Here is a 25,136-nt window from a genome sequence, read left to right as displayed (position 1 = left end):
GTTTCATTTCACGCCCTCTGATTCCAATGGCCGTTTGGCTTCTTTTTGCGCGTCTACGCACATGAAATCCACTTCCGTTCGCGGGAAGTTACCCAAAATGTAGGGCGGCTGCGCCTCTTGAGTGCGGGTCACCTGCACGACTTTCGCTTCTTGTGCGCAGTAGGCGTTAGCTTGCCGCACAGCATCGGCCGTGAGCGTGCCCTCACCAGTAAAGCCTGTGGCCGCTTGACGCGTCACCATGTAGGCGTTCGGCCCTATCTTCACCACGCCGGAGTTTTCCGCGCATCCCGCCAATAAAAGCATGCTAAGTGCGAAAGCTATCCGCTTCATCCCTTACCCCTTGTCCGCTCACGTCCGGCGAGCATTTACGGATAGTGCTACTCAGTCGCCCACTTCGTCCAGCCACTCCCGCTGGCCACGCAGTGCCTCAGCGATCGCACGAAACAATGGCCTATGTCCGCCCTTCCATGCATTGCGGCTTGACGCTGCCTTTCCTTCGACCGTTCGCGGGCCGCTGGATCGCTCCCACGGCCTCCATTGCTTGATTGCTGCCGCTTGCTGCTGCCGCCGTTCCGGTGTCCAGCCGTTGCCCATGATCGTGCTCCATTAGTTTGCTTGGCTGATTTTCGATTTCCTCCGCGCGCGCGATGGCTGCGGAATCGTTGTTCACTTGTTGTGGCCCGTGCGCGATGTTGGCTTGCTTGGCGAACACGACAGGCGGGCTTTTGATCGCGGCCAATGTTTCAAGCGTGGCGCGGCATTGGCTTTGCGCGCGAAGGGCGAGCTTCAGATAGGTTTCCGCCGCGCCGATGTACTCGCCCATATTTACCGCGCCGCGTCGCGCCAGCTCGGCAAACATCGTATTGAGTGCGGCAGCCTGCCCTCCCAGCATCGCCTCGATGCGGCCCAGGTCGCCCCCTTTGATCTTGCCTGCATGCTCACTCAGCGAGCTGATAACGTCACCCAGCGAAACATCACTGATTAGACCCTTGGAAAATTGGGTGATGACCATGGCGGCGGGCACGCTGGCGGCGGTTGCCACACCTGCTATTTGCGCCTCGCGTGATTTGGCCGGTTCCGCCGCAACCTGCAAAGTGTTGGACTTCGATGCTACCGCTGGCGGGTTAGGCTTCTTCATGGGGTTTCCTTGTGGAGTGAGTGCCGCACGCGTGCCGCGTGATCGGCCAGTGCATGCCCATGCCAGCGCCGCAGGTGCCCATGCCGGCCGCTGGATTGATCGTGTCCGGAGTGAAGTGCGCGCAGCCCTCACATGTCACGGATGGACGTGGGATGTGGCCGCCTGCCTTGCGCACGAAACACCACGGGCAGCCCAGCGCACGCGGCCAGCCGTCGACCACGGGCAACACCGCCGCAATGTCGGGGTGTATCCAGACCGGGCCGCACTGTTCGCAGTGCATCGCCGCGGTGTCGCCAGCCGGCGCGCGTCCGGCATGACGTCCGGCAGTATCGGCCAGCATCGCCAGATAGCCGGCAAGCTGGAGCGCGTCCAGACTGACGCAGGCGGCAACGTCCAGATCATGCAGCCGGTGAACGTGTGCCGCGTCGATTCCCTCGGCAGCAGCCAGCGCCAGCAGGTGCGCGCGTATCGGTTTCAGTGCATCAGCAACGGGTGCCGATAGCACCGATAGTGCCGTTGGCAAAAAATGACTTTTCACCTCGACCCGTTGCGAATCTTGCGAATCCTGCGAATCGACCGCCCTTTGCCGCCCCTGATTCGCAGGATTCGCGGGATTCGCAGGGGTGCTTGCGCGTTTTCGTAACTCGGCCAGTGCGTTCATTGGTCACTCTCCGCCCGGATGCGCCAGACGCGCGCCCGGTGTTTGCCGTCCAGTTCCGCGCCGCCCTCGATCCATACCGCCCAGCTCGTGGACTCCAATAACTCGGCAGCGGCGTTGAACGCTTCCCCCGTGCGTATCGGGTTCGGGCCATTGCGCAGTGCATCGCTGGAATACAGCAGCGTGCGCCCCGTCTCCCAACACCACGCGCGCAGCAGCTCGGCATGCTTGATCGGTGCCGGTGCGCTGGCCGTGCCCACGATCCGCGCTGCTTCGTCCAAGTGATACATGGCGAGCGCCGTAGCGCGTTCGATAGCATCACGATGGATCACGCCCGCGTCTGGGTTCTCTGCAAGTGTCAGCACGCCCGCGATGCGCGCCACTTGAGAGCCGCCCTTGCTCGCCCATGCATGGATGCCGGCATAGTCGCCGCGCATGGCCTGTTCAATCGCATTCTTGACGTCGACCCAATACGCCATAGCGTCCGCGGCCAGTGTCAGTAACCGCGGCTGCAATTCGTTGCGGGTGCCTTGTCGCAGCGGTGCCGCCACCTCCAGCAGATCGCGCATGCGTTGCCAGTAACGGGCAAGCTCGGGATCGTGGCTCAGGTCGACGTCTTGATATTCGCGGGTGCCGATGGTCGACGCGGGCCACGCCAGCAGGCAGCGCGCAAGGAAGCCTTGCCCGGTCAGCACATCATCGGACAGCACCGACTCGGCAATGATCGGTTGCACCATCAAATGCAGCGCCAGCCGTCGACCGTAGTACTTTGCCGCACCATCGCCCGCGCGCACGCGGTCAAAGCGGCCGTTGTCCCATAACTTGGAAAAGCTCGCTGCGGACTTGGTGCGGTTGTCCCGGTTCATGGCGTGGCCGCCCAGAAAGTCGCCCGCATCGTCATTGAACAAACCGATGCCGGGACGGCCGTATTGATACGCCTTGTGCAGCCCTTCCATCGTCGGCTCGCTCAGCAGCAACCACGGCAGCAATGGCACTTCAGGTGGCGCGCCCAAATCCTGCAACGCCTTGCGGATCGCCTCCGCGCCGTGCCCCTTTTTCGATTGCGTCGCGATTCGTTCCGCCGCTTTCCACGCGCTCATTTCGATTTCATGCGCCACCATCGCCAGCCGCCAAGCCTCTGCCTGTTCGCGTTCAAACTCGACGTGTGCGGACAGTGCCCAATGATCGGCCGCGCTCTTTCGTTCGCCGGATGCACCGATGGATACGTGCCACAAGCTCAGCGGTTCCACGCTGCCTGAGATGGACACGTCCGCATGTGATTGCACCGCCAGCGATGCCGCCGCCAAGATGGATTGACCGCATAGACCGGCTGGCGCTTGCACAACGGCATGGATGCGCCTTGCCGCGTCACCCAGTAGCGAGCCGAGCGCATCTAGCGGGTATTCCAACGCGGGCGGCAGCGGACGGCGTAGCGGCTCCGGTGCGCTGGCGAACGCTTCGCCGCTCCCTTTGATTTCCGATGTTTGTTTTTCAACGCACGCGGCCAACCTCGGCAGCGCCAGCACGTCCGCTGCCGTAGCGTCCGGGTGCACTGCCAGCCAGTTCACGGCGTCGCCCTTGTCGGGCAATCCCAGCGGTTCAACGTCGATAACTTCCACGTCGCAATCCAGCGCGCACAGGATCGCCGCCACTTCGTCGGCATACTTGCTGCCCGGTGCGTCGTGGTCGGGCCACAGAAGGCAGTGACGGCCGCGCAGGGGTGTCCAGTCCGCACCGCTGGCGCTGGCCGCACTGCCGGACGTCGTGGCGAGCATGTTGAGTTTTGTTAAGGTGTCCGCGCACCATTCGCCCTCGACGATCAGCACCAGCGCAGCAGGATCAGCGGCCAACAGCTCGGGCAGGCGATACAGCGGCTTTCCTTCCGCTGGCGTTGGCGGCTCGCCTATCGCGTAGCCGGTGCCATTCCAGCACATCGGCCTAACCCACTTGTCGCCGGTGTCGGGATGCTTGCAGCGGATGCGCCAGTAAACCGGATCGCCGCTGGCGTCGGCATAGACGTGCAAGGCTTGCGGCTTGTATCCCTCGCGCAATGCACCAGCAGCCAGACGCGCCGCCGCTTGTTTCGGGGTCTCGACCTTCAGCACGGCGTTCATGCGCCACCGCCCAGCAGATCGCGCACCGCTGCCCGGAAGTCCAGGCCACGCAAGCGGGAATGGAAGCCGACAAGATCGCCACCGCCGCAACCGGCAAAGCAACGCCAGCCGCCACGCTCGCCAGTGATACAGACGCTCAGGCTTTTGTTGTGATCGTCATGGAAGGGGCAGACGCCTTGCGCCCAGCCGGTGCCGTTCGGCTTGCCCAGCTTGGCGACGTGCTGGCCGTAGTACGCGGCGGGATCGGGCATGCGGTCGCGCCAGTTGCCGGGAATGCGTGCCGGCTTGGCGCTGCCGTACAATGCCGAAAGGGAAGCCACATAAGCCGGGTTGCCCTTGCGCTCGATACTCGCCCCTTGCCTGCCAGCGGGGGCGTTCGTGTTTCTGGGATGCCGGATCATGCCGCGTGCCCCTGTTCGATCAAGGCGCGGATATCTTCAACACGCCACGCGGTGATGCGTTCGCCCAATTTGACGGGCTGCGGGTAGCGGCCGGCTTTGACACCCGCCCACCACGTCGACCGGCAGACGGGGAAGATGGCGGGGATCGCTGGCGCGGTGTCAGTGGCAGGTTTGCCGACAATCGCGGCCAGTCGGATGTAGCCCGTTTCGGGGAGTTTGTGCATTGCGATTTAGCCTCGTCGTTTAGGAACGAGGCAATCATCGGAATGACTGACGCGGCGATGCTGCTATTGCGGTCAGCATCGCTGCTATTGCAGCGGAAGCTATTTCACCTTGCGGCTGTCCATTGCTTCGCGGACTGCTTTCAAGTGTTCGCCGATGGTGCGGCCGGATACTTTCACCCCCTTCGAATCCAACATTGCAGCGACGGTTTCGCCGGCCTTGTTGTGCTGGCTCAGTTCAAGATTCGCGGCATCGGCTAGCGCACCGATTATCACTAGGAGTGTGGTGCGTTGGCGACTGTCCAGTGACATGTCTGGCCGCTCGCGGTCGCGCTCGCGCGCTCGCAACCTCTCATTTTCGAGCAGCAGCTCTACGACGTGATTCGGATCCATACCCGCAGCTCGCTTCACAATTTTCGCGTGTTCATCGGGTGCTGCCAAGCGTGCGCGATCATCGTTGATGCGTGACAGTGCGGACAGTGCTATCTCGGCTTCATCATCGACGTAATTAGCAAAAAAATCGCCGATTTCCAGTCCGTATATTTCCGCCCAATCGCGCGCCTTATCCACGTCCAGCAGCGTTTCGGAAGATACCAGCGCGCCGGTTAGGTCGCGGCGTTCGTTCAATATGGGCAGTTGTCCAGCGTCAATGGATCGAAAGAGCAGAGATTCGATTGCGTCCCGTGCGCGGCACATTGCACCGGTGAGTTTTAGCCGTTCCCAAGAATGCGGATTCGTCGCAGGGGGCTCTAGCTCTTTGTCCGTCGACGGTTCCAAGAATGGCTCAAACTCAGATTCGGGTATTTGCACCCCATTCCACTCACCAAGCTCAAAAGCGAAAATCGTAGCTGCCAGCCGCACGCTGATAACGTGCACAGGCAGAACGCGCTCGCCAACTAGAAAGTCCATCGCGCACACCCCTGCGCCCTTCAAAAGGTGCCGCGCCAGCCGGGGAAGGTGCCCGGTTTTCGGATGGCCGTCCTAGGCGCAGCGTTCAACGGTTGTCGATCAGCTTACCTTGCGATTGATCGCAATTACTTTGCCACCTGCGCGCAGTCCGTCCAGATAGTCGGCCCATGCCTGCATCATGCGGGTACGCTCGTCCAGATATTGCGCCGCGTGCGTGTATGCCTCGCGCACCTTGTTCGACTCGGCATGCGCCAGCTGGCGCTCGATGGCGTCGGCGTTCCAGCCCATTTCGTTTAGCCGGGTTGCGGCCATGCTGCGGAAGCCGTGCCCGGTCATTTCATCGCCGGAATAGCCCAGCCGCCGCAGCGCGGCGTTCACGGTGTTTTCCGACATGGGACGGGATGCCGTGCGCAGGCCGGGAAATACATAGCGATCGCCGCCAGTGAAGGCGTGCAGCTCGCGCAGGATCGCCACGGCCTGACTGGACAGCGGTACAAGGTGCGCGGCCTTCATCTTCATTTTCTCGCCGGGAATGCGCCAGATAGCGCCGTCCAGATCAAACTCGGCCCATTCCGCGTGGCGCAGCTCGCCGGGCCGCACGAAGACCAGCGGCGCCAGTTTCAGCGCGCCCAGCGTCACGGGTTGCCCGGTGAAGCCATCAATAGCCCGCAACAGCTCCCCCATGCGCGCCGGATCGGTCACGGCGGCATGGTGTTTGCCGCTGGGGGGCTTGAGTGCGCCGCGCAGGCTGGCGGTCGGGTCGGTGTTCGTCTTGCCCTCCAGCATGGCGTAGCGGAATACCTGCCCGGCCTTGATCTTGGCACGCTTGGCGCTTTCCAGCCTGCCGCTTTCCTCGACCTTGCGCAGCGCGTCCAGCAACTCGCGCGCCGTAACCTCGGCAATGGGTCGGCTACCGATTTCAGGGAACAGGAAGGTTTCCAGAATCCAGCGGGTCTTGTTGGCCGTCACTTCGGCCACGTCTTGCCGTGCCATCCATTCGCGTGCGACCGCCTCGAAGGTATCGGACGCCACCGCTGCCGCCTCGATCCGTTCGGCCTTGACCGCCTTGCGCACCTCGCCGGGGTCGGTGCCGTTCGCCAGCAGCTTGCGGGCGTCCGTGCAGGCATCGCGGGCAGCGATCAGGGAAACGTCCGGGTACGCGCCTAACGCCAGCAGTTTCTCGCGCCCGGTCAGTCGGTACTTCCAACGCCACAGCTTGGAGCCGGTCGGGTTCACCAGCAGAAACAGCCCGCGACCGTCCGCCATCTTGTACGGCTTGGCGGCTGGCTTGGCCTTGCGGATGGCAACGTCTGACAGGGGCATGATTGGGGGTATCCCTTGCTGGCCGGCAGCGCCTTTGCTGCCCATACCCCCAACTCTACCCCCACTTGTGGGGGTATTCCACTGCACACGGCTGGACGCAATTGGACGCTACGGGCACAAAAAAACCCGCAAGTTGCGGGTTTTGTTGTGTTTTTTGGACTCTATCGGACGTCCTCAAACGGTGTAATGGTGCCAAGAGGAGACCCGATACAATACTTAACTTATTGAGCACAATAGTAATACATTACGCCGAGGCGGTATTTGTACCCACGCTTGTACCCAAAAACGAAGCGCTGCCCAGCGAGCTCGCCTCGGTATCGAAGATCAGGCTACAGGGAAGAATGTGAGTCCGTGTTCGGGCATCGAACCGGCACGGCTTGAGACACGTCCCGCCTCCTGTCCAACCAACGCCCCCACCCCGATAAAAAGCAATAATCGCCCTGCCCTAGCGTCCGAAATCGGCCAAGAGCGGACGTTCGAACAATCGGGTATCGCACTGCTTGGTCTGCCGATGGCATGGGCGCGCATCTACCTGGGCGTGCATTACCCAGGAGACATGGTGGGAGCGTTTGCCGTCTTTGGGTTCGCCACCCTGAGCATCTGGATAGCGGCGACCACCAGATCGCGGAGCAGAGTCAACGCCCCAACAGCTTGACGGACAAGATTCGGCTACCGCTATCCGCAGCAGGATTTCTGTTGCTGGATCGGTGGACACGGCACCGTGCCGTAGGAGCAAAACACGCAGCAGTCACCCACTTTCGGTCGAAGCAGTTCACCGCAACTCACGCAGTCGTAGAAGAACTGGCAGGCATCGGTCGGCATGGTCTCGACGACCTGATGACCGCAATGCGGGCAGGTCAGCGTGCTTTGCAGAATGAGTTCAGTTGTCATGCGTTTCGTCGGAGAAATGGGGTGAAATGTCGGAGAAATCTTCGCGGGCCCCTTTTCTATCGGGGCGATTCAGTGGGCATCCACGGTATCGCTGGCCGTTCGGCAGGACGCGCTGGGTGCTGGCGCAAGCAGATCGCGGATGGATATCGCCACCATCAGCAGCAGACCCGGATAGAGCAGCCATCCGGTGCGATGGCCACTGGCCCGCATCACAAATACCGCCACCAGTACCAGCAGCGGGCCGAGCATACCGAGCGCGGCACGCGGCCACTGTCGATGGCTGAGCCAGCCTAGCGCGTTGGCGAGCAGCGCGATGGCGGCAAACGCCGGCAGCAGGATGCGGATGAACAGGCCTTCATACGGGCTCAGCACGCCCAGCCCGATCACCGCACCGAGGCTGGCCAAGGCGGGAAAGCAATTCACACAGGCCGCCGCCGAGACGACACTGCCAATCAGTCCGGCCTTGTCGGCCAACCGGGTAAGCAGGGACATGGGGTTCTCCTTTCGCGCGGGATGCCGGTGGTCTAAGGTATTCCCGTAGTCAAGTACGGAGTCAAGCTCATGCCATATACGCAGGATACGTTTTCCATCGGCGCCTTCGCCAAGGCAGCCGGGGTCAATGTCGAGACGATCCGCTTCTACCAGCGAAGGCGCCTGGTGGCGGAGCCCGCCCGTCCACCGGGCGGCATTCGTCGCTACGGAAACACGGAGGTAGCACGGGTGAAGTTCGTGAAATCCGCGCAGCGCTTGGGGTTCAGCCTCGATGAGGTGGCGCAGCTGCTGCAGCTGGAGGACGGCACCCATTGCACGGAAGCGGCCGGTCTGGCCGCGCTGCGGTTGGCTGATGTACGCAACCGGCTGGCCGACCTCACGCGGATGGAGACGGCCCTCGCTGCGCTTGTCGAACAATGCGGTGCGCGTCGGCGCAGCATATCCTGCCCGCTGATCGCCTCGTTGCATGCCTGTTGAAGTGGCAGCAAACCATTTCATGGTCGCTCTCCGAAGACGACAACCGCAACATATGCGGCCACGCGCACCATAACGTGCGTGGCTGCACCGCCTTCACGACCACCGGCGGCCCTAAACAGTGGGGGCCAGCGGCGATGGTGTCTGTTAACGGGCCGGATGGATCGCCGTCACCGTGCTGGCCATGCCGGCCGGATGCAGGGTGAATTGAACCTTGTCGCCGACTCTCACCTTCTGCAACAGCGCCGGCGGGTCGGCCTTGAAGGTCATTGTCATCGCCGGCCAGCCGATCGCAGCTATCGCCTCATGCTGTAGCGTGATGGTGCCCTTGGTCGTATCGATCGCCTTGACCACGCCCACGCCCTGCGCGTTAGCGGGTTGGGTGTCGTGCATACCGGCCATGCCCGGCATGTTGGGGTCCATCTGCTGGGCTGCCACGAAGGCGGGAGCGACCAACGGAGTGCAGGCTAAGGCGAGGGTAATGAAGTGCTTCTTCATAAATCAGTTTCCTTGTGGGTTGGTGTGAAAAGCGGTGGTCGTCCGATCGGTCCGACGTAATCGGTGCAAGATCAGCAGACGAAATGCGGCGGGAATGACCAGCATGGACAGCAGGGGTGCCGTGAGCATGCCGCCGATCATCGGTGCAGCAATGCGCTGCATGACTTCCGAGCCGGCACCGTGGCCGAGCAGGATCGGGAACAGACCAGCGAGGATCACGGCAACGGTCATCGCCTTCGGCCGCACGCGCTGCACAGCCCCCTCGCGGATGGCCGCATCAAGTTCATCAACGTCGGCGTGCGGATTCAAGGCAAGTTGGTGATCCCATGCCTGGCGCAGATACAACAGCATCACCACGCCGAATTCAGCGGCGACGCCGGCCAGCGCGATGAAGCCGATGATCGTAGCCACTGATACCGCGTGACCAAGTAGCCAGATCAACCACAGGCCACCGACCAGGGCCAGCGGCACGCTGGCCATGATCAGCAGCGCCTCGCTCACACGCCGGAACACGGCGTAGATCAGAAGAAAAATAATCACCAGCGCGATCGGCACCACCAGTTTGAGTCGTTGCATGGCACTGGCCAGATATTCGAACTGGCCCGACCAGGCCACAGTGGTACCCGGCGGCAATGTGATTTGCTGCGCCACCGCCCGTTGCAGGTTGGCCACCACCGTGCCCAGATCACTGCCGGCCGTATCAACGTAGACATACGTCGCCAACTGGCCGTCCTCGCTTTTCAGCATGGATGGTCCTGCCTCAACGGCGATGTCGGCGATCTGACCCAGCGTGATCTGTGCACCGTTCGCGGCGACGATCGGCAACTGCTGCAGCGCCTGGATCGAATCACGCTCGGCACGTGGGTAGCGCACCACTATGGGGTAGCGTTCGCGTCCCTCGACGGTCTGCCCGATCGGATCACCGCCGACGACGGTCGCGATCAGTTGTTGCACGCGCTGCTGGGTCAGCCCGTAGCGTGCAGCAGCGTCACGGCGGATCGCCACATCGACATAGCGGCCGCTGGTCGGACGCTCGGCAATCGCCGAACTGACACCGGGCACCGTCTTCGCCACTGTTTCGATGCGATCGGCCACGGCCTGCATCGTGGTCAGGTCGGTGCCCAGGACCTTGATGCCAATAGGGCTCTTGATGCCGGTGGACAGCATGTCGATGCGGTTGCGGATCGGTGGTACGAACAGGTTCGTCAGCCCCGGCACTTGCACGGCCTTGTCCAGCTCCGCCTTGATCTTGTCCATGGTCATGCCAGGCCGCCACTGGTCCTTCGGCTTGAAGGTGATGGTGGTCTCGAACATCTCCAGCGGCGCCGGGTCGGTGGCAGTTTCGGCACGTCCCGCCTTGCCGAACACATGTGCGACCTCTGGCACGGTCTTGATCATGCGATCAGTCAACTGCAGCAACTGCGATGCCTTGCCGGCTGACAAACCCGGTAGCGCCGTGGGCATGTACAGCAGCGTCCCTTCGTCCATCGCCGGCATGAACTCGCTGCCGAGTCGGCTCAGTGGAATGAGCGCGGTGAGCAGCAGCAAACCAGCCAACACCAACACCACCTTCGAATGACGCAACACGGCTTCGAGGATCGGCCGATAGCCCCGCATCAAGCCGCGATTGAGCGGGTTGTCGCGTTCGGCACGAATGCGACCACGTACCAGGTAACCCATCAGCACCGGCACCAGCGTCACCGCCAGTCCCGCGGCGGCGGCCATCGCATAGGTCTTGGTGAAGGCCAGCGGTTTGAACAGCTTGCCTTCCTGTCCTTGCAGCGCAAATACCGGCACGAACGACAGCGCGATGATCAGCAGGCTTACGAACAACGCCGGTCCCACTTCGGCAGCGGACTCGGCGATCAGCGACCATCGCTCCGCGCCCAGCGGTTCCCGTCCGTCGTTTGCCTCGCGCCAATGTTCCAGATGTTTGTGCGTGTTCTCGATCATCACGATCGCCGCATCGACCATCGCACCAATCGCGATCGCGATGCCGCCCAGCGACATCAGGTTCGCCGACACGCCTTGCAGGTCCATCACGATGAAAGCGGCCAGTACGCCTAACGGCAGCGTGATGACCGCCACCAGCGCCGAGCGCAGGTGGCCCAGGAACAGCACGCAGACCAGTGCAACCACCAGGAACTCTTCCAGCAGCTTGCTCCAGACGTTCTCCACCGCCGCGTCGATCAGCTGCGAGCGATCATAGGTCGGCACGATCTCGACACCGGGCGGCAGGCTGCGCTTGAGCTCGGCCAGCTTGGCCTTGACCGCGGCAATGGCAGCCTTGGCGTTCTTGCTAGTACGCAGCACGATCACGCCACCGGCGACCTCACCCTGGCCATCCAGTTCGGCGACGCCACGGCGAAACGTCGGACCACGGCGTACTGTGGCCACATCGCGCAGCAGCACCGGCACGCCGCCGACATTGGTGGTGATTGGCACGGTTTCGAAGCCCTCGCGGCTTTTCAGATAACCCTCGCTGCGCACCATCAGCTCCGCCTCGCCTTGCTCGATCACCGAGCCACCGTTGGCGCCGTTGGCGGAGCGGACCGCCTCGACCAACTGCGCCACGGTGATACCGCGCGCTGCCAATGCCTGCGGATCGGGCACGATCTGCCACGCGCGCTCCATGCCACCGATGCTGGCCACCTCCGCGACATCCGGCACCGTCTTCAACTGAAAGCGCAGGAACCAGTCCTGCAATGCGCGCAGTTGGCCGAGGTCGTGCTGGCCGGTGCGATCGACCAGGGCGTATTCGTAGACCCAGCCCAACCCCGTTGCGTCCGGACCCAGCGATGGCGTGACATCGGCGGGCAGACTGCCGCGCACCTGGCTGAGATACTCCAGCACGCGTGAGCGCGCCCAATACAGATCCGTGCTGTCGTCGAACAGCACGTAGACGTAGGAGTCGCCGAAGAACGAATAGCCACGAACGACCTTGGCGCCGGGTACCGACAGCATGGTGGTCGCCAGCGGATAGGTGACCTGATCCTCGACCACCTGTGGCGACTGGCCCGGATAGCTGGTACGGATGATTACCTGGGTGTCCGACAGATCCGGTAATGCGTCGACCGGTGTGTGCAGCGCCGCGAACACACCAGCCAGCGCGAGGACCAGCGCAGCCAACAACACGAAAACGCGATACGTAATCGCGGCACGAATGAGGGCGCCGATCATTGCCCGTCCTCCATGTGCATGCCTGACATCGGTGCACTCGTCGCTGGCGTCGGCCGTGTGACGTCACTGTTCAACCGTTCCAGCGCACCCGACAGACTTGCTTCGGAATCAATCAGGAACTGGCCCGAAACCACGACCTTTTCGCCGCCCGCGAGACCGTTGCGTATTTCGGTGTAGCCCCCGGCCGAACGCCCCGCATGCACGGCGACCGCCTGAAAGTGTCCATCCTTCTCAGCGACGATCACCCGTGTCTGGCTGCCCGTGGCGATCAGCGCGTCATCCGGCACCACCGGCACGGCTTCGCCTTGCGCTGGGTTGAGCTGCACGGTGGCGAACATGCCTGGGCTCAAGGCGCCATCGGGATTGGCGAGCACGATGCGCGCACGCTGTGTGCGCGTCATCGGGTCGATATCCGGTAGCAAGGTCTCCACGGTGCCGTGAAACGCGCGGCCCGGCAGCGCATCCACCGTGACGGTGACCGGCGTGCCGTTTCGCACCGCGCCGGCCGCTGCTTGCGGGAGTGCCGCTTCGATCCACACAGTGGACAGGCCGTTCAAGGTCATCAGCGTCTGGCCCGCACTGACCCGCTGGCCTTCACGCACGTCCAGTGTCGTGACGATGCCGGCCTGCGGCGCATGCAAGGTGATCGCCGCACCTGAGCCATGACGCGACGACTGAATATCTGTGGACGTCAGGCCCAGTACCTGCAGGCGTTCCCGCGAGGCGGCGCGCAAGTCCTTCGCGTCGGCCGACTGCGCCTGCTGAAGCGCACCGTATTCGGCCAGTGCGCTGTTCCATTGCGGAGCCAGTAGCTCAGCCAGGGGCGCGCCGGCGGCGACCGTCGTATACGGCGCACGCACGTCGAGCTTGGCAATGACCGCATCGACCCGCGCACTGACCGTGGTCGCCTGCCGCAAATCCCACGTGACCGTGCCCGGCACCTGGATCGCGGATGCCAATACGCGGCGCTCGACGGTGGCGGTTCTTACACCCAGGTTTTGCACGGTCGCCGGATCGATCCGGACCACATCCTTCGTGGCGCCTTCGTCGGCATATTTGGGCACCATTTGCATGCCCATCGGGGACAACCCCGGTTTGTCGAAGTGCTGCTGAGGCACCATCGTGTCGTACCAGTACAGGACTTTTTTACCGCCACCCTCCGGCGGGGATGCGGCAGTATTGTTTTGCGATTGCGACGACAGTGAATGATGGCGGCCGCCGAGATAGCCGATCAGCAGCAGCACGACCGCGAGCAACGCTGTGGTGAACATCATCAGTGCGCGCTTCATGGCGTCGTCTCCGAAGTGGGTAACAGATAGGCCAGTGCCGCCCAGGCACGGCCGTACTCCGCTTGCATACGGGCATAGTCGGTGTGGTGGGCAATCTCATCGCGGCGGGCATCCAGCAAGGGCTGGATGTCACCGCCTCCGCGATACGCAGCGAGCGCCAAGGCCACGCGGTCATTAGCCAGTGGGAGCAACTCATCGCGGTGCCGACGTACTTGCTGGCCCAGTGATTGCCATTGCGCCCAGGCGGACTGGATGGCCCCGGTCTGCTGACGGCGGGCGTCATCGTGCTCGTCGCGAACCGCATCCAGGTCGGCCGCACGGGCCGAAATGCCCCGATCCTGCCGGTTGCGGGTGAACAGCGGCAGGCTCACGCCGACCTGCAAGGACACCATGTCGGACAAGCCGCGCACACGGGAGCCGTAGCTCAGGCCCACGCTCCATTCGGGATGCTTGTCGGCGCGCGCTTCAGCAAGCGCTGCCTCGGCGGCCTGTTCGCGGGCCGGCCACCCCAGCAGATTGCCCTGACGATCGAGACTGGCCAGCAAGTCTGCTTCGTCATGCGGCAGAACGGCAAAGTCCGGTGCATCAGCCAGCGCTTGGTCGGCCGGTGAACCCAGCCAGCGCGCGAGCTTCGCGCGAGCTTGAGCCTCGCGCGCATTGGCTGCATCAATGCGATTTTCCAAGTCGAGAGAGTTCATGCGAACGGCGAGCACCTCCGCTGCGCTGCCGGTACCGCCACGCAGTCGTGCTTTCGCTATGGCCACGTCTTGCGCCCACGCTTGACGCAAGGACCGCAGCATCATGGCTTCGTGGTGCGCACCCCACGCGGTGATCCAGGCATCGGCCACTTGTTCCTGGATCGACAAGGCGGTCGCCACTTCCGACGACGCAGCTAAATCCGCATTGGCGTTGCCTATGGCCCGTTCGGCCTGACGCTTGCTGCGTGAAGGCAACACCTGGCTGATGCCGATGGTGCGCATGGTCATGGTGTCACCGCCGGCCGTAAGCGCCCCCGGTCCCTGGACATCCAGATTGTCGATTCCAGTGGTGAGCTGCGGATCGGGCAAGGCACCCGCACGGGCGGCTTCCTGCCGAGCCGATTCTGACTGAGCGCGACGTGCATCCAGGACGGGTGCGCGTTCGACCGCCTGATGTAAGGCTGCATCGAGCGTCAGCACGGCGGAGTCATCCGCCCATACCGGGGAAACGAAAAGCAACGCGGCAGCCAGCGGCAACCAACGCGCATATCGCGCCGAAGTGGCGCGAACAGCAAAGAGACGGGGAAACATGTTGAGCTCCAATCGAAAACCAACACACAGCCGTGCGCACACGGCCGATGAACGGCTAACGATCGGGGGCTAAATCAACAGGGAACAGAACCGCAAGGTGGGTGGTGGATCGGGGCGATGCAAGGCGGTGTTTGGCAACGCGACCTGATGAGGTGCGTGCGCGATGGTTCCCAGCAATGAAAGTGATACGGAGGCGAGCGGGAGGGGAGGAACCGTCGGCAGGTTTGCATCATGCGTCGACACGGTATTGCTGGCGCAGTGCTCGGCACACCGTGGGTCCGTGCTCATGTGATGTGAAGTCGGCGCCTTCGCCGTAGAGCTCATATCCATGCCCGCACAATCGCCCGTCATAACGATGTCTGCCGGTACCGTTGGCAACGTGCAGGCGTAGGCGGCCATGGCCAGTTGTTGGAACAACAGGCAAAACAACACAATCCCCGTCCAAAGGACGCGACGACGACGGCTGATATGGAGGCGCTTGAGCATGACGAGGTTATCTTAGCTCAGCTGGAGGTGGGTCCAGTCAAGTGGCAGACATAGGTCAAGTTGTGTCGCCGATTCATTGGTCCCCCGAAGGGCAGAAATGGGTCGGAAGCGGCCGTCCCTTACCCCGATAGCGCAGGGCCCAGCCCTCGGCCGATGTGCTTTTCGCGCCTCGGCGCTGCTGAAGGTTGCCGCTGATTGAACCTGAATGCGATAAGCGGCGTCAGTGAAAATCTCTCGATCGCACGTCTAGCTCGCCGAGCATAGACGTCATGTCGAGCAAGCGCGCGGCCACTAGATGCTGCACGCCGTCGAGCATTTCCCACCTGCCATCGACGCCAAGAAGCTTGGCCTCAAGCAACACCTGGCGTTGTCGATCGGCCACGTCGCGCCACACGATGACGTTGACCAGGCCGTGCTCGTCTTCCATCGTCAGGAACGTGACGCCACTGGCCGTCTGCGGGCGCTGGCGCAAGGTCACTAGGCCAGCCACTCGCGAAAAGCTGTTGTGCCGACGCGTGCGCAGGGTCTTGGAGTCGGTGCACTTGGCCGCGCGCAAGCGATCGCGGATCTGTGCCAGCGGATGCTTGCCCAGCGTGAGGCCCAGCCGAGCGTAGTCGGCCAATGTGTCTTCCGCTTGTGACGGGATGGGCAGAATGACCGCCCCTTCGGCCGGACTGACGTTGCCGAACAGCGGCAGCTGCTTTTCCACACCGGCCACTTCCCAGTGGGCGTGATGGCGGTGGTCGGACAACCCGCGCAAGGCGGCGGCCTGCGCGAGCAGGTCCTGGTGGCGCTTGTCCACCTGCCCACGGGCGCACACGTCCGCGATGTCGCGGAACGGCCGCACCGCTCGGGCGGCCATGATCCGCTTGGCGGCTTCTTCGCCAAAGCCGCGCACTTGGCGCAAGCCCAGACGGATGTCTTCCCCGACCAGCCTGTTGTCCCAATCGCTCCACTGCACATCGACCGGCAGCACGGTGATGCCGTGGCGTCGCGCGTCCTGCACGATTTGCGAAGGCGCGTAGAACCCCATGGGCTGACTGTTGAGCAACGCGCAGGCGAAGGCGGCCGGCTCATGGCATTTCAGCCAGCAGGAGGCATACACGATGCCGGCGAAGCTGGCGGCGTGGCTCTCCGGGAAGCCGTAGGAACCGAAGCCCTTGATCTGCTCGAACAATTGCAGAGCAAACTCGATCGAATAGCCACGCGCGAGCATGCCCTCGGTGATGCGGTCGCGGTGCTTTTCCATCCCGCCTCGGCGTTTCCACGCGGCCATGTCACGCCTCAGCGTGTCGGCTTCTCCAGGCGTGTAGCCGGCGGCGATCATTGCCAGCTTCATGACCTGCTCTTGAAACAGCGGCACGCCCAACGTGCGTTCGAAGACTGATTTCAGTTCTTCGGAGGGATACACCACCGGCTCCTCCTTGCGCCGACGGCGAAGGTAGGGGTGAATCATGTCGCCTTGGATCGGGCCGGGTCGCACGATTGCCACCTGGATCACGAGGTCATAAAAATTCTCAGGCCGATGTCGCGGCAACATCGACATCTGCGCCCGGGACTCGATCTGAAACACGCCCACGGTGTCGGCGCGCTGGATCATTTCGTAGGTCGCCGGATCCTCAGAGGGCAAGGTCGCCATGGAGTAATCCCGGCCGCGCTGGCTTCGCAAGATGTCCAGGCATTTCTGCACACACGTGAGCATCCCCAAAGCCAGGCAATCAACTTTCAAGAGATTCATTGTGTCGAGGTCATCCTTGTCCCACTGGATGATCGTCCGGTCTGGCATGGCCGCATTCTCGACGGGCACCAGCTCGCTCAGCGGCTCATTACAAATGACGAAACCGCCCACGTGCTGGGACAAGTGACGCGGCATGTCCAGGATCTCCGCGGTGAGCTTCATGACGCGTTTGATCACGGCACTGTCCGGGTCGAATCCGCGCTCACGCAAACATTCGTGGAGTGGGGTCACTCCGTCCCACCAGGAAAACACCTTCGCCAACAGGTCCACTTGTTCAGCGGGAAGACCCAGCGCTTTCGCCACGTCGCGGACCGCACTCTTGCCGCGGTAACAGATGACGGTTGCCGCCAGAGCGGCACGCTCTCGGCCATATTTCGTGTAGAGATACTGGATGACTTCTTCGCGCCGTTCGTGCTCGAAGTCGATATCAATGTCCGGCGGCTCGTTGCGCTCCACCGAGATGAAACGCTCGACCAGCAGGTTCATCTTCGCCGGGTCCACCTCCGTCACGCCGAGCACGAAACACACCGACGAATTGGCCGCCGACCCCCGGCCTTGGCAGAGGATGCCGCGGCTTCGCGCAAAGCGAACGATGTCGTGGACCGTCAGAAAATACGGCTCGTAGGACAGCTGAGCAATCAGGGCCAGTTCGTGTTCAAGCTGTTTTCGCACCTTGTCGGGCACACCCTCGGGATAGCGCCAACCCGCGCCTTGCTCCGTGAGCTCACGCAACCAGGTCGCCCCGGTGTGACCTTCGGGCACCAGCTCGCTGGGGTAGTGGTAGCGCAACTCATCGAGGGTGAACGTGCAGCGGGCGGCGATGCGCGTGGTCTCCACCAGCAACGCTTCGGGATAAAGCTTCGTCAGCGCCTCGATTTTCCGCAGATGGCGTTCGCCATTGCGGAAGATCAGCCCACCGGCTTCCGTGATCGGCACGCGGTGGTGGATCGCCGTGAGCGTGTGCTGCAGCGCCAACCGTCGGCGGATGTGCATGTGCACGTCGCCACTCGCAACCAAAGGCAAACCCAGCGACTGCCCCAGGGCGGTCAGTTCGCGTAACCGCCGCGCATCGTTCGGGCCGAGGTGCAGTTCCACCGTGAGCCACGCACGATCGCCGAACGTGTCGTAGATCCACCGCCCATGTTCGCGGTTCGGTTCGCGCTCGGGGATCCAGAGCACCAGTGTGCCGGGCAAGCCATCGCGCACGTCGGCGCGCGTCAGTTTGTAAGTGCCCTTTTCCGAGGCGCGCCTCCCCGTGGTGATCAGACCGCACACGGCGGTGTAGCCGGCCTTGGTTTCGCAGAGCACAACGAACTTCGGCCCATCCTCAAGTTGAAACTCCGCCCCCACGATCAGCGGCACGCCGGCCTCGCGCGACGCTTCCAGTGCGCGCACGATGCCGGCCAGCGAACACTCATCGGTGATCGCCAGCGCCGTATAGCCGCAGGCCTTCGCCCGCTGGAACAGCTCCTTCGCGCTGGATGCGCCCCGGCCAAACGAGAAATTCGAGAGGCAATGGAGTTCGGCGTAGCTCACGCGAACCACCCCTGGATCATCCAGCCGCTCTGCTCGTCCGGTGGGCAGAACGCCCACGCCTGCTGACCCAGCGAGGTCTGGACCACGTAGTAATCCCGGCACACCTCGGCGCCATCCCACCAGCCGGTTTCCAACCGCTCGGGACCGGTCAGGATCATCGGCGCCGGTCCACGTAGCGGGATGGGCCGTTCCAGTAGCCACGTGGGCCGCGGGTGCACTTCCTCGGGGCCTTCGGTCAGCCCTTCCGGGCTTTGCGCCCGTTCGGGCCGCGGGTCGGTCGTGCTGCCGAGCTGATACACGGCATCGTCACCCAGTCTGGCCCGCAAGCGTTCGCGCAGCTGTTCGAACGGCAACGCGTTGGCGGGCCGCTCATCGAACAGGTCGGTGCCCCCGGGCACGAACGCAGGCAGGTCCCGTGCGACCAGGCGCATGCCGAGCACGGGTTCGGTCAGCTGGACCGGTTCCAACCGGCCGCGGGCCAGCTCGAACAGCATGCCGGCGTCGCGCTCGGGCGACAGCAAGCCCACGACCACATCGGTCACCCGGTGCTCGCGGTGTTCCAGGTGCAATACGAAGCGCTGCACGCCGCCATCGCGCCCAGCCAGATACGCGGCCAGGTCGCCCGTCATCCGGCGTAAGGGGAAGATAAGCGAGGCGACGTTTTCCACTTCGTGGGTGAGTTCAATTTTCAGGTCGAACACGTCCGGTGGCCGGTAGGTGTCCAAGCCTGAGGGCAGCGCGCCACTCAGTCGATCCATCGTCGCCAGAAGCTCCGCCCCAAAGCGTCGACGCAGGCCATCGCGGGGCAAGGCCATCAACTGGCCCAGCGTGCGCACGCCCATGCTCGGCAACACCTCACTGGCCCGCTCCGGTAGCCGGGCACGCTGGATCGGCACCGTTCGCAGCGCCCCGCGCAAGGTTTGGTCATCAAGCACCGCTTGCCCGTCGCCGACTCCAGCGAGCACATAAGCGGCATGGGGTGTGGGCGCGGCCGTGATGCGATGGGCAAAACCGAGCGCGGTGAGGTCGGCGCGCAGCAGCCGTTCAAACCGCGGCCACGGGCCGAACAGGCCCATGCTCTTGCTCACTTCCAGGACGATGGCGTGCGGCAGCAGCGACACTTCGCCGCTATACCGATACGCCACTGCGGCCAGGAAGCGGTGCCAGCGATCGACCGCGGCTTGGTCGTAAGGCACCGCTTCGAATTGCGCCAGCAACGCTTGCGCGGCAGCGAGCTTCTGGCCCACGCGCAAGCCGGCTTCACGGGCGGCGGGATTGGCCGAGACGATCGTGCGCGCGTTGGCCGGGCCACTGACCAGCACCAGCGGACCCTCGGTGGGCCGGCGCCGGAGGACTCCGTCCAGCGCCAGGTGTGGCAGCAAAATACAAGCCCAAAGCATCGTGGCGGACCATCAATGCGCGAGCGCGGGGAAAGGGATGGCGTGGCTCGGCACTGCCCCACCGCGACATTTGCGCACCCAAACCTGTCCCGGGGTCGGCTCGACTTCCAGGCGCAGAGCGGCCGGTGAGGCATGGCCGACGTGTTGGCGATCGCGGAACACGATCCCCAGCGCTTTGCCGGTGTCGGCGGCCACCTGCAATCGACGCAGTGCGCGATCATCGGCGTGGTGCGGCCAGAGCAGCACAGCCGTGCAGCTGCCCGACCGCAAGCACTGCTCGGCTGCCCAGAGGGCATCCTTTTCCACGGTGCGCACGATCTGCACACGCCCCATATGCACGCCTGCCTGTCGCCAGCCGGCAACGCATGGCGCATACGGTGGGGCGATCAGCACCACCGGCCGCTTGCCGCCGGTCAGACGTTTGACCGTGGGCAACACCAGGCGCAGCTCACCGGTGCCGTCACTTGCCGACAGCACCTCGGACAGCGAGGCATCCGGCCAGCCACCCGAAGGCAACACAGCATCGAGCTCGGGCCACCCGGTGGGTTGATCGCCTGCCGGAATGGGCGCAGCGCGACCCCGCCAGACCTGCCGAGCGTCGAGCAAGGAAGAGAGGGCCACGACTGCTCCCATCAGCTGCCTCGCAAGAGGCCTGCGAAGAGACCTTCAATGGCAAAGTCTTCGGTCGGATCCACATCGATGGGTTTGAAACCGGGACTGTTGGGCATCAGGCGAATCACATCGCCTTTCCAGTGCAGGCGCTTGATGGTGAATTCGTTGCCCCGTACACGGGCGGCGACGACCTGGCCGTGCCGGGCCACCGGGGTGGCGTGCACCGCCACCAAGTCGCCATCGAGGATGCCTTCGTCGCGCATCGAATCGCCAACCACTTTCACCAGGTAATCCGGCCTCAGTCGAAACAGCGATCGGGACACCCGCAGGCTGCGGTCCACGCGTGCTTCCGAAAACAGCGGTTCACCCGCCGCAATGCGACCAATCAGCGGCAACTCCAACGCGTCCGCGTCCATGGGATCGGACTCACGCACGAGCCGGATGCTGCGGGCGCGGTTCGGTTCGATGGTCAGTCGGCCCTTCGCCTCCAGCGATCGCACGTGTTTGAGCACGGCGCTCACGTTCGCAATGCCCAATGCCTCGCCGATTTCCTCAAGCGTGGGCGCCTGACCATCGCGCTCAATCCGCGCGCGGATGAAAGCGAGGACGTTCGCTTGGCGGCTGGTGATCTGGATCGTCATGGCTCGCATAGTTTCACCAAAATAGGTGAAAGAAAAGAAAGAAAAAAGCCCCTCGGAACCACCCGAAACGGATCAAGGGGTTAGACCGGAAACCGCATCCCGTGTCGAGGGGTGGTTTCAACATCAGCGTCAACCGAACCGATCTCATGACCTGAGATAGGTTCGAGATCAACTGCTTCCGTCCGACGGCGTACTGGCTCGTCACATGTCGTCCGTGAAACTTACCGGTATCTTGTCCGCCAACTCCTGGGGTGGGGAATCCCATGTGCTACAGCGCGCAAATCTGGGCTGACTTCCGAAAATACGAACGCTTCGGCGGCAAGCTCAATATCAAGGAATTCACCAAGCTCGCCGGCTGGACGAAGAAAAAGGGCACCTGGGTGAAGGTCGTGCCGAAGGCCATGCGCCGGGCCATGATCGATGCCACGAGCGGTTTGCTGGACGTCGGCACCATCGAGATGGCTCGCGAGGCTGACGCGGAAGCGATCGCCCTGATCGCTGCCGAGATAGGGGTTCAGGAAGCGCGCCTGGTCGAGGCCAACGCCAAGTTGGCATCCGCCAAACCGACGAAGAAAGCCGAGAACGATCGCCGCGTTGCGACCAACAAGATTGACGCCGGCAAGAAGAAACTCGACGACATGGCCTCGCCCGCGCCGGCTGATGGCATCGACCGGATCTGGCCGGGCTACTTCGCCCCGGTGATGATTCGTGACCCGGATACGGGCGAACGCTCCGTGGTGCCCATGCGCTACCGGTGCCGCTTGCCTGGCTGGACGGAAGCCGACGAGATAGAGAAGCCCGGCACATACAACGCACGGCGAGACAAGCTGTCTACGGTGTGGCGCAAGGTTTTCGGCCACCAACACGGAATCATGGTTATCGACCGATTCTACGAAAGCGTTTACCTCCACAACTTGCAGGGGCGGCAGCTAGTGCCAGGGGAGCGCGAGCAGAGCGTCGAAATCCTGTTCACGCCAGCGACCCGTGAAAATCTCTTTGTGGCCTGTCTGTGGACCTATGTCGAGGCTACCGGCGACGATCCAGGCTTCTACACATTCGCAGCCATCACCGACGATCCGCCCCTGGAAGTCGTCGAGGCAGGTCACGATCGGTGTCCCGTTCCGATCCACGAGGACGACATCGACGCGTGGCTTGACCCGAATCCGAATGACCTCCCAAACCTTTACGCCATCCTCGACCGGCGTGTGCGACCGTTCTATGAGCATCAACTGGCGAAGCTGGAAACCTGATGCTCCGGGACCGCAACCATCGGGAGGGCGCGCTGGGCCAGCCTGGATGTCGCCATCGCCGGCGCCGTGAACGATCACCTAGATGAAGGCGACTTCCGGACGACACGGCGTGCGTCCGTTTGCGCGCGACGATGAAGTTGATCAGTAGTATCGATCGATCATGATCAGCGCATCGGCCTCCTGACCAGCGCGGCCACCGGCTGGAATCGGCCAAGAGCGGTCATTGTGGGATACCCGTGCAGAGACCAGCGAGATAAGGTCCTTCATCAGCAGCTAAAGCCGCCGGCTAATGGTCGTGGCGATGGTGCAGATCCGGGTAGTGCGGGTGGCTGTGGACCATGGGTTCATGCGTATGCGGATGGGTATGCGGTTCCTTGCCATCCCACGGAAAGTCGTGCGTGTGCTCGTGGTGCGCGTCGTGGTAATGGCGATGGTCGTGCGCCATGGCCTTGTGGCGGTGCTGGTGCTCGTGGCGTTCGCTGACGTGCAAACACACGCCCACGCCCATCAACCCGCCAGCCAGCCAGAACGTGAGCGCCGGGTGTTCGGGAAACAGCAGCAGCGAGAGCGCCGCGCCGACGAAGGGTGCCGTCGAGAAGTAGGCGCCGGTGCGCGCCGTGCCGAGTGCGCGCAGCGCGAGCACGAACAGCACTAGGCTGAGGCCGTAGCCGACGAAGCCGAGCAGGCCGGTGGCCAGCAAGGGCCACGCGCCAGGAAACCGGTAGCCCATCGCCAGCGCGACCACCACGTTGATCAGACCGGCCACGCCGCCCTTTATGGCGGCGATCTGCACCGGGTCGCCGCCGGACACCGGCCGGGTCAGGTTGTTGTCGATCGCCCAGCACAGGCAGGCGCCGGCGATCGCCAGCGCGCCCCACGGCACACCGCCGACCGGACGCTGCCACGACAGCAGCACGCTGCCGACGACGATGGCCAGCATGCCCAGCAGCACCCGTCGGTCGACATTTTCGCGAAACACCACCCAGGCCAGCACGGCGGTCAGCACGCTTTCGAGATTCAGCAGCAGCGAAGCAGCCGAGGCCTGCGTATGGGCCAGACCGGTCATCAGCAGGAGCGGACCCAGCACGCCGCCGAACAACACGGCGCCGCCCAACCAGCGCACGTCCTTGCGTGCGAGCGGCGCTTCCGGGGGCGCCTGTCCCCGCAGCCGGCGCAGCAGCAACCACAGCGACAGGCCGATCCCCGACCCGGCGTACAGCAGCCCGGCGAGCAGTACCGGCGGCACGGTGCCCAGCAGGGTTTTCGCCAGCGGGGTACTGAGCCCGAACAGCGCTGCCGCCGCCAGCGCCTGGACGATGCCCCGCCGTTGTCCGCGATCGGGAGAAGTCATCACCGCATGGTACGCATGCGCCGGATAGTGCGCACGCATGCGGCATTGCCAGCTTCGGGGTCACTGCCTGATTGGGCCGTTGGTGGCAAGGGCGGCCTCAGGAGCGCGGCTGCATGATGCGCAGGACCGGGTGCCCGTGCACGTCCTTCAGCGGAAAGTACGCGCGGTGCGTGAGCGGATCGACCGCGACCACGTGCGCGTTGCTGCCCAGCGACGCGCGGCCAAGCTCGCGTACTGCGCGGCCCTTGACCTCGAACAGCGCTACTACGCCGGACTCGCTCGCCACGTAGAGCCAGCCGAGCGCCGGATCGAAGGCCAGCACGTCGGGGGAGTGGCCCAGGGCGAAGGACGCGGTCACGCGGCGGGTCTGCAGGTCCAGCACCAGCAACCGGTCGTTATCCTCGCAGGCGATGAAGGCCAGTCGCGCCGGGGCGTCGATGTAGAGGCCGTGGTTGCCCTTGGCGCCCGGCAGCGCGATGCGCGCGACGATCTTGTCGGTGGCCGGGTCGATCTCGACCAGCTGCGCGCGGGTCTGCACGTTGGCGAAGATGCGCTTGGAGACGGGGTCGAACTGGGTGTTGCCCACCTCGCCACCGAGCGGGATGGTGGCGATCCGCTGGTTGCTGCGCACGTCGATGACCGTATCGCTGCCGCCGTGCTCGTCGGAGACGTAGAGCTTGTGCGCGTCCGGCGCGTAGGCGATGCCGTCGGGGTAATCGCCCGCCGGCATGCGGGCGATGATCTTCAGTGTTTTGCTGTCGATCGCCACGACCTGGTCGTCGCCGGTGGCCGAGGCGTAGACGCGACCGAGTTCGGGAATCGCGAGAACGCCGTGCACGTCGTTGGTCCCGGGAATGTCGGCCAGCACGCGCTGGCGGCGGGTATCGAACGCAGTCACCACACCATCGCCCATGTGGGCCAGGAACAGGACGTGTGTGCCCGGATCGAGACTCGCGTAATCCCAGCGCGTGGCGCCGCCACTCAGCGGTACGTCGGCGACCTTGGACAGCGGCAGCGAGGCGGGCGGGTTGTGGCCGCAGGCCGCCGTGGTTGCCGCCAACAGGGTAACGGCCACGGCCACGAGGGCGGACGAGTGTCTATTCCAACGAAACATCGCCATGCCTCCACTGGATTCCCACGTCAGGATTGCCTGTCGATCGTACTGCCAGCGACATGGTCGAGGGGGTTTTGGCGGACCGGTCGGCCTCGTCCCGCAGCCATCGCATCAGGGAGCGCCCAAAGCCC

General features: G+C 63.8%; 23 protein-coding genes. 2 read left to right on the top strand and 21 right to left on the bottom strand.

Annotated features, from left to right (window positions below; all coding sequences use genetic code 11):
• Positions 1-3: 3 nt before the first annotated feature.
• From CIW53_RS16660 to merC, 10 genes are all read right to left on the bottom strand, one after another.
• Positions 4-330 carry a hypothetical protein gene (locus CIW53_RS16660; protein WP_197736688.1) on the bottom strand — a complete coding sequence of 109 codons (327 nt, stop codon included), beginning with the start codon at positions 328-330 and terminating at the stop codon, positions 4-6.
• A gap of 121 nt (positions 331-451) precedes the next feature.
• The gene (locus tag CIW53_RS16655; RefSeq protein ID WP_149365838.1) at positions 452-1,138 is read right to left on the bottom strand and encodes a hypothetical protein; all 687 of its coding nucleotides are present in this window, start codon (positions 1,136-1,138) and stop codon (positions 452-454) included.
• Positions 1,125-1,799, bottom strand: a complete 675-nt coding sequence (locus CIW53_RS16650; protein ID WP_149365837.1) for a hypothetical protein — start codon at positions 1,797-1,799, stop codon at positions 1,125-1,127. The genes CIW53_RS16655 and CIW53_RS16650 overlap by 14 nt, the downstream gene beginning before the upstream one ends.
• Complete coding sequence (locus CIW53_RS16645) at positions 1,796-3,910, bottom strand: YfjI family protein (protein WP_149365836.1); 2,115 nt, start codon at positions 3,908-3,910, stop codon at positions 1,796-1,798. Before CIW53_RS16645 ends, CIW53_RS16650 begins: the two co-directional genes overlap by 4 nt.
• Positions 3,907-4,230, bottom strand: a complete 324-nt coding sequence (locus CIW53_RS16640) for a CHC2 zinc finger domain-containing protein (RefSeq protein ID WP_172969711.1) — start codon at positions 4,228-4,230, stop codon at positions 3,907-3,909. Before CIW53_RS16640 ends, CIW53_RS16645 begins: the two co-directional genes overlap by 4 nt.
• Before the next feature lie 77 nt (positions 4,231-4,307).
• The gene (locus CIW53_RS16635) at positions 4,308-4,535 is read right to left on the bottom strand and encodes an AlpA family phage regulatory protein (protein WP_149365834.1); all 228 of its coding nucleotides are present in this window, start codon (positions 4,533-4,535) and stop codon (positions 4,308-4,310) included.
• A gap of 99 nt (positions 4,536-4,634) precedes the next feature.
• On the bottom strand, positions 4,635-5,441 hold the full coding sequence (locus CIW53_RS16630; protein WP_149365833.1) for a hypothetical protein: 807 nt from the start codon (positions 5,439-5,441) through the stop codon (positions 4,635-4,637).
• A gap of 99 nt (positions 5,442-5,540) precedes the next feature.
• Positions 5,541-6,764 (bottom strand): integrase arm-type DNA-binding domain-containing protein, encoded by a 1,224-nt coding sequence (locus CIW53_RS16625; RefSeq protein ID WP_149365832.1) that lies wholly within the window; start codon positions 6,762-6,764, stop codon positions 5,541-5,543.
• Positions 6,765-7,439: 675 nt separating this feature from the next.
• Positions 7,440-7,655 carry a GDCCVxC domain-containing (seleno)protein gene (locus CIW53_RS16615; protein WP_149365831.1) on the bottom strand — a complete coding sequence of 72 codons (216 nt, stop codon included), beginning with the start codon at positions 7,653-7,655 and terminating at the stop codon, positions 7,440-7,442.
• A 69-nt stretch (positions 7,656-7,724) separates the two neighbouring features.
• On the bottom strand, positions 7,725-8,147 hold the full coding sequence (merC, locus tag CIW53_RS16610; RefSeq protein ID WP_149365830.1) for an organomercurial transporter MerC: 423 nt from the start codon (positions 8,145-8,147) through the stop codon (positions 7,725-7,727).
• A gap of 69 nt (positions 8,148-8,216) precedes the next feature.
• Here merC and merR point away from each other — a divergent pair, with 69 nt between their 5' ends.
• Complete coding sequence (merR, locus tag CIW53_RS16605) at positions 8,217-8,624, top strand: Hg(II)-responsive transcriptional regulator (protein ID WP_149365829.1); 408 nt, start codon at positions 8,217-8,219, stop codon at positions 8,622-8,624.
• Positions 8,625-8,768: 144 nt separating this feature from the next.
• Here the strand turns inward: merR and CIW53_RS16600 are convergent, their stop codons facing one another.
• The 9 genes from CIW53_RS16600 to lexA all read right to left on the bottom strand — a co-directional run bounded on the left by CIW53_RS16600 (position 8,769) and on the right by lexA (position 21,290).
• The gene (locus CIW53_RS16600; RefSeq protein WP_149365828.1) at positions 8,769-9,119 is read right to left on the bottom strand and encodes a copper-binding protein; all 351 of its coding nucleotides are present in this window, start codon (positions 9,117-9,119) and stop codon (positions 8,769-8,771) included.
• Between the two features lie 3 nt (positions 9,120-9,122).
• On the bottom strand, positions 9,123-12,299 hold the full coding sequence (locus CIW53_RS16595; protein ID WP_149365827.1) for a CusA/CzcA family heavy metal efflux RND transporter: 3,177 nt from the start codon (positions 12,297-12,299) through the stop codon (positions 9,123-9,125).
• Entirely contained in the window at positions 12,296-13,588 is a 1,293-nt protein-coding gene (locus tag CIW53_RS16590) for an efflux RND transporter periplasmic adaptor subunit (RefSeq protein ID WP_149365826.1), read from the bottom strand. The genes CIW53_RS16595 and CIW53_RS16590 overlap by 4 nt, the downstream gene beginning before the upstream one ends.
• Entirely contained in the window at positions 13,585-14,877 is a 1,293-nt protein-coding gene (locus CIW53_RS16585; RefSeq protein WP_149365825.1) for a TolC family protein, read from the bottom strand. The genes CIW53_RS16590 and CIW53_RS16585 overlap by 4 nt, the downstream gene beginning before the upstream one ends.
• A gap of 69 nt (positions 14,878-14,946) precedes the next feature.
• Positions 14,947-15,363 carry a hypothetical protein gene (locus CIW53_RS16580; protein ID WP_149365824.1) on the bottom strand — a complete coding sequence of 139 codons (417 nt, stop codon included), beginning with the start codon at positions 15,361-15,363 and terminating at the stop codon, positions 14,947-14,949.
• A 220-nt stretch (positions 15,364-15,583) separates the two neighbouring features.
• Entirely contained in the window at positions 15,584-18,637 is a 3,054-nt protein-coding gene (locus tag CIW53_RS16575) for an error-prone DNA polymerase (RefSeq protein ID WP_149365823.1), read from the bottom strand.
• Positions 18,634-20,037 carry a DNA polymerase Y family protein gene (locus CIW53_RS16570; RefSeq protein WP_149365822.1) on the bottom strand — a complete coding sequence of 468 codons (1,404 nt, stop codon included), beginning with the start codon at positions 20,035-20,037 and terminating at the stop codon, positions 18,634-18,636. Before CIW53_RS16570 ends, CIW53_RS16575 begins: the two co-directional genes overlap by 4 nt.
• 12 nt (positions 20,038-20,049) lie before the next feature.
• Positions 20,050-20,670 (bottom strand): translesion DNA synthesis-associated protein ImuA, encoded by a 621-nt coding sequence (gene imuA, locus CIW53_RS16565; RefSeq protein WP_149365821.1) that lies wholly within the window; start codon positions 20,668-20,670, stop codon positions 20,050-20,052.
• On the bottom strand, positions 20,670-21,290 hold the full coding sequence (gene lexA, locus CIW53_RS16560) for a transcriptional repressor LexA (RefSeq protein ID WP_149365820.1): 621 nt from the start codon (positions 21,288-21,290) through the stop codon (positions 20,670-20,672). Before lexA ends, imuA begins: the two co-directional genes overlap by 1 nt.
• Positions 21,291-21,553: 263 nt before the next feature.
• Here lexA and CIW53_RS16555 point away from each other — a divergent pair, with 263 nt between their 5' ends.
• Entirely contained in the window at positions 21,554-22,540 is a 987-nt protein-coding gene (locus tag CIW53_RS16555) for an SOS response-associated peptidase family protein (RefSeq protein WP_149365819.1), read from the top strand.
• A gap of 286 nt (positions 22,541-22,826) precedes the next feature.
• Here the strand turns inward: CIW53_RS16555 and CIW53_RS16550 are convergent, their stop codons facing one another.
• Entirely contained in the window at positions 22,827-23,930 is a 1,104-nt protein-coding gene (locus CIW53_RS16550; RefSeq protein WP_277949645.1) for a DMT family transporter, read from the bottom strand.
• A 58-nt stretch (positions 23,931-23,988) separates the two neighbouring features.
• A complete protein-coding gene (locus CIW53_RS16545; protein ID WP_242451953.1) occupies positions 23,989-25,011 on the bottom strand; it encodes a YncE family protein in 1,023 nt (340 codons plus the stop codon).
• Between the last annotated feature and the right edge of the window lie 125 nt (positions 25,012-25,136).

Origin of the sequence: Rhodanobacter sp. T12-5, from assembly GCF_008329435.1 — a bacterium.
Taxonomy (GTDB): Bacteria; Pseudomonadota; Gammaproteobacteria; order Xanthomonadales; family Rhodanobacteraceae; genus Rhodanobacter.
This window is presented reverse-complemented; position numbering and strand designations above follow the sequence as displayed.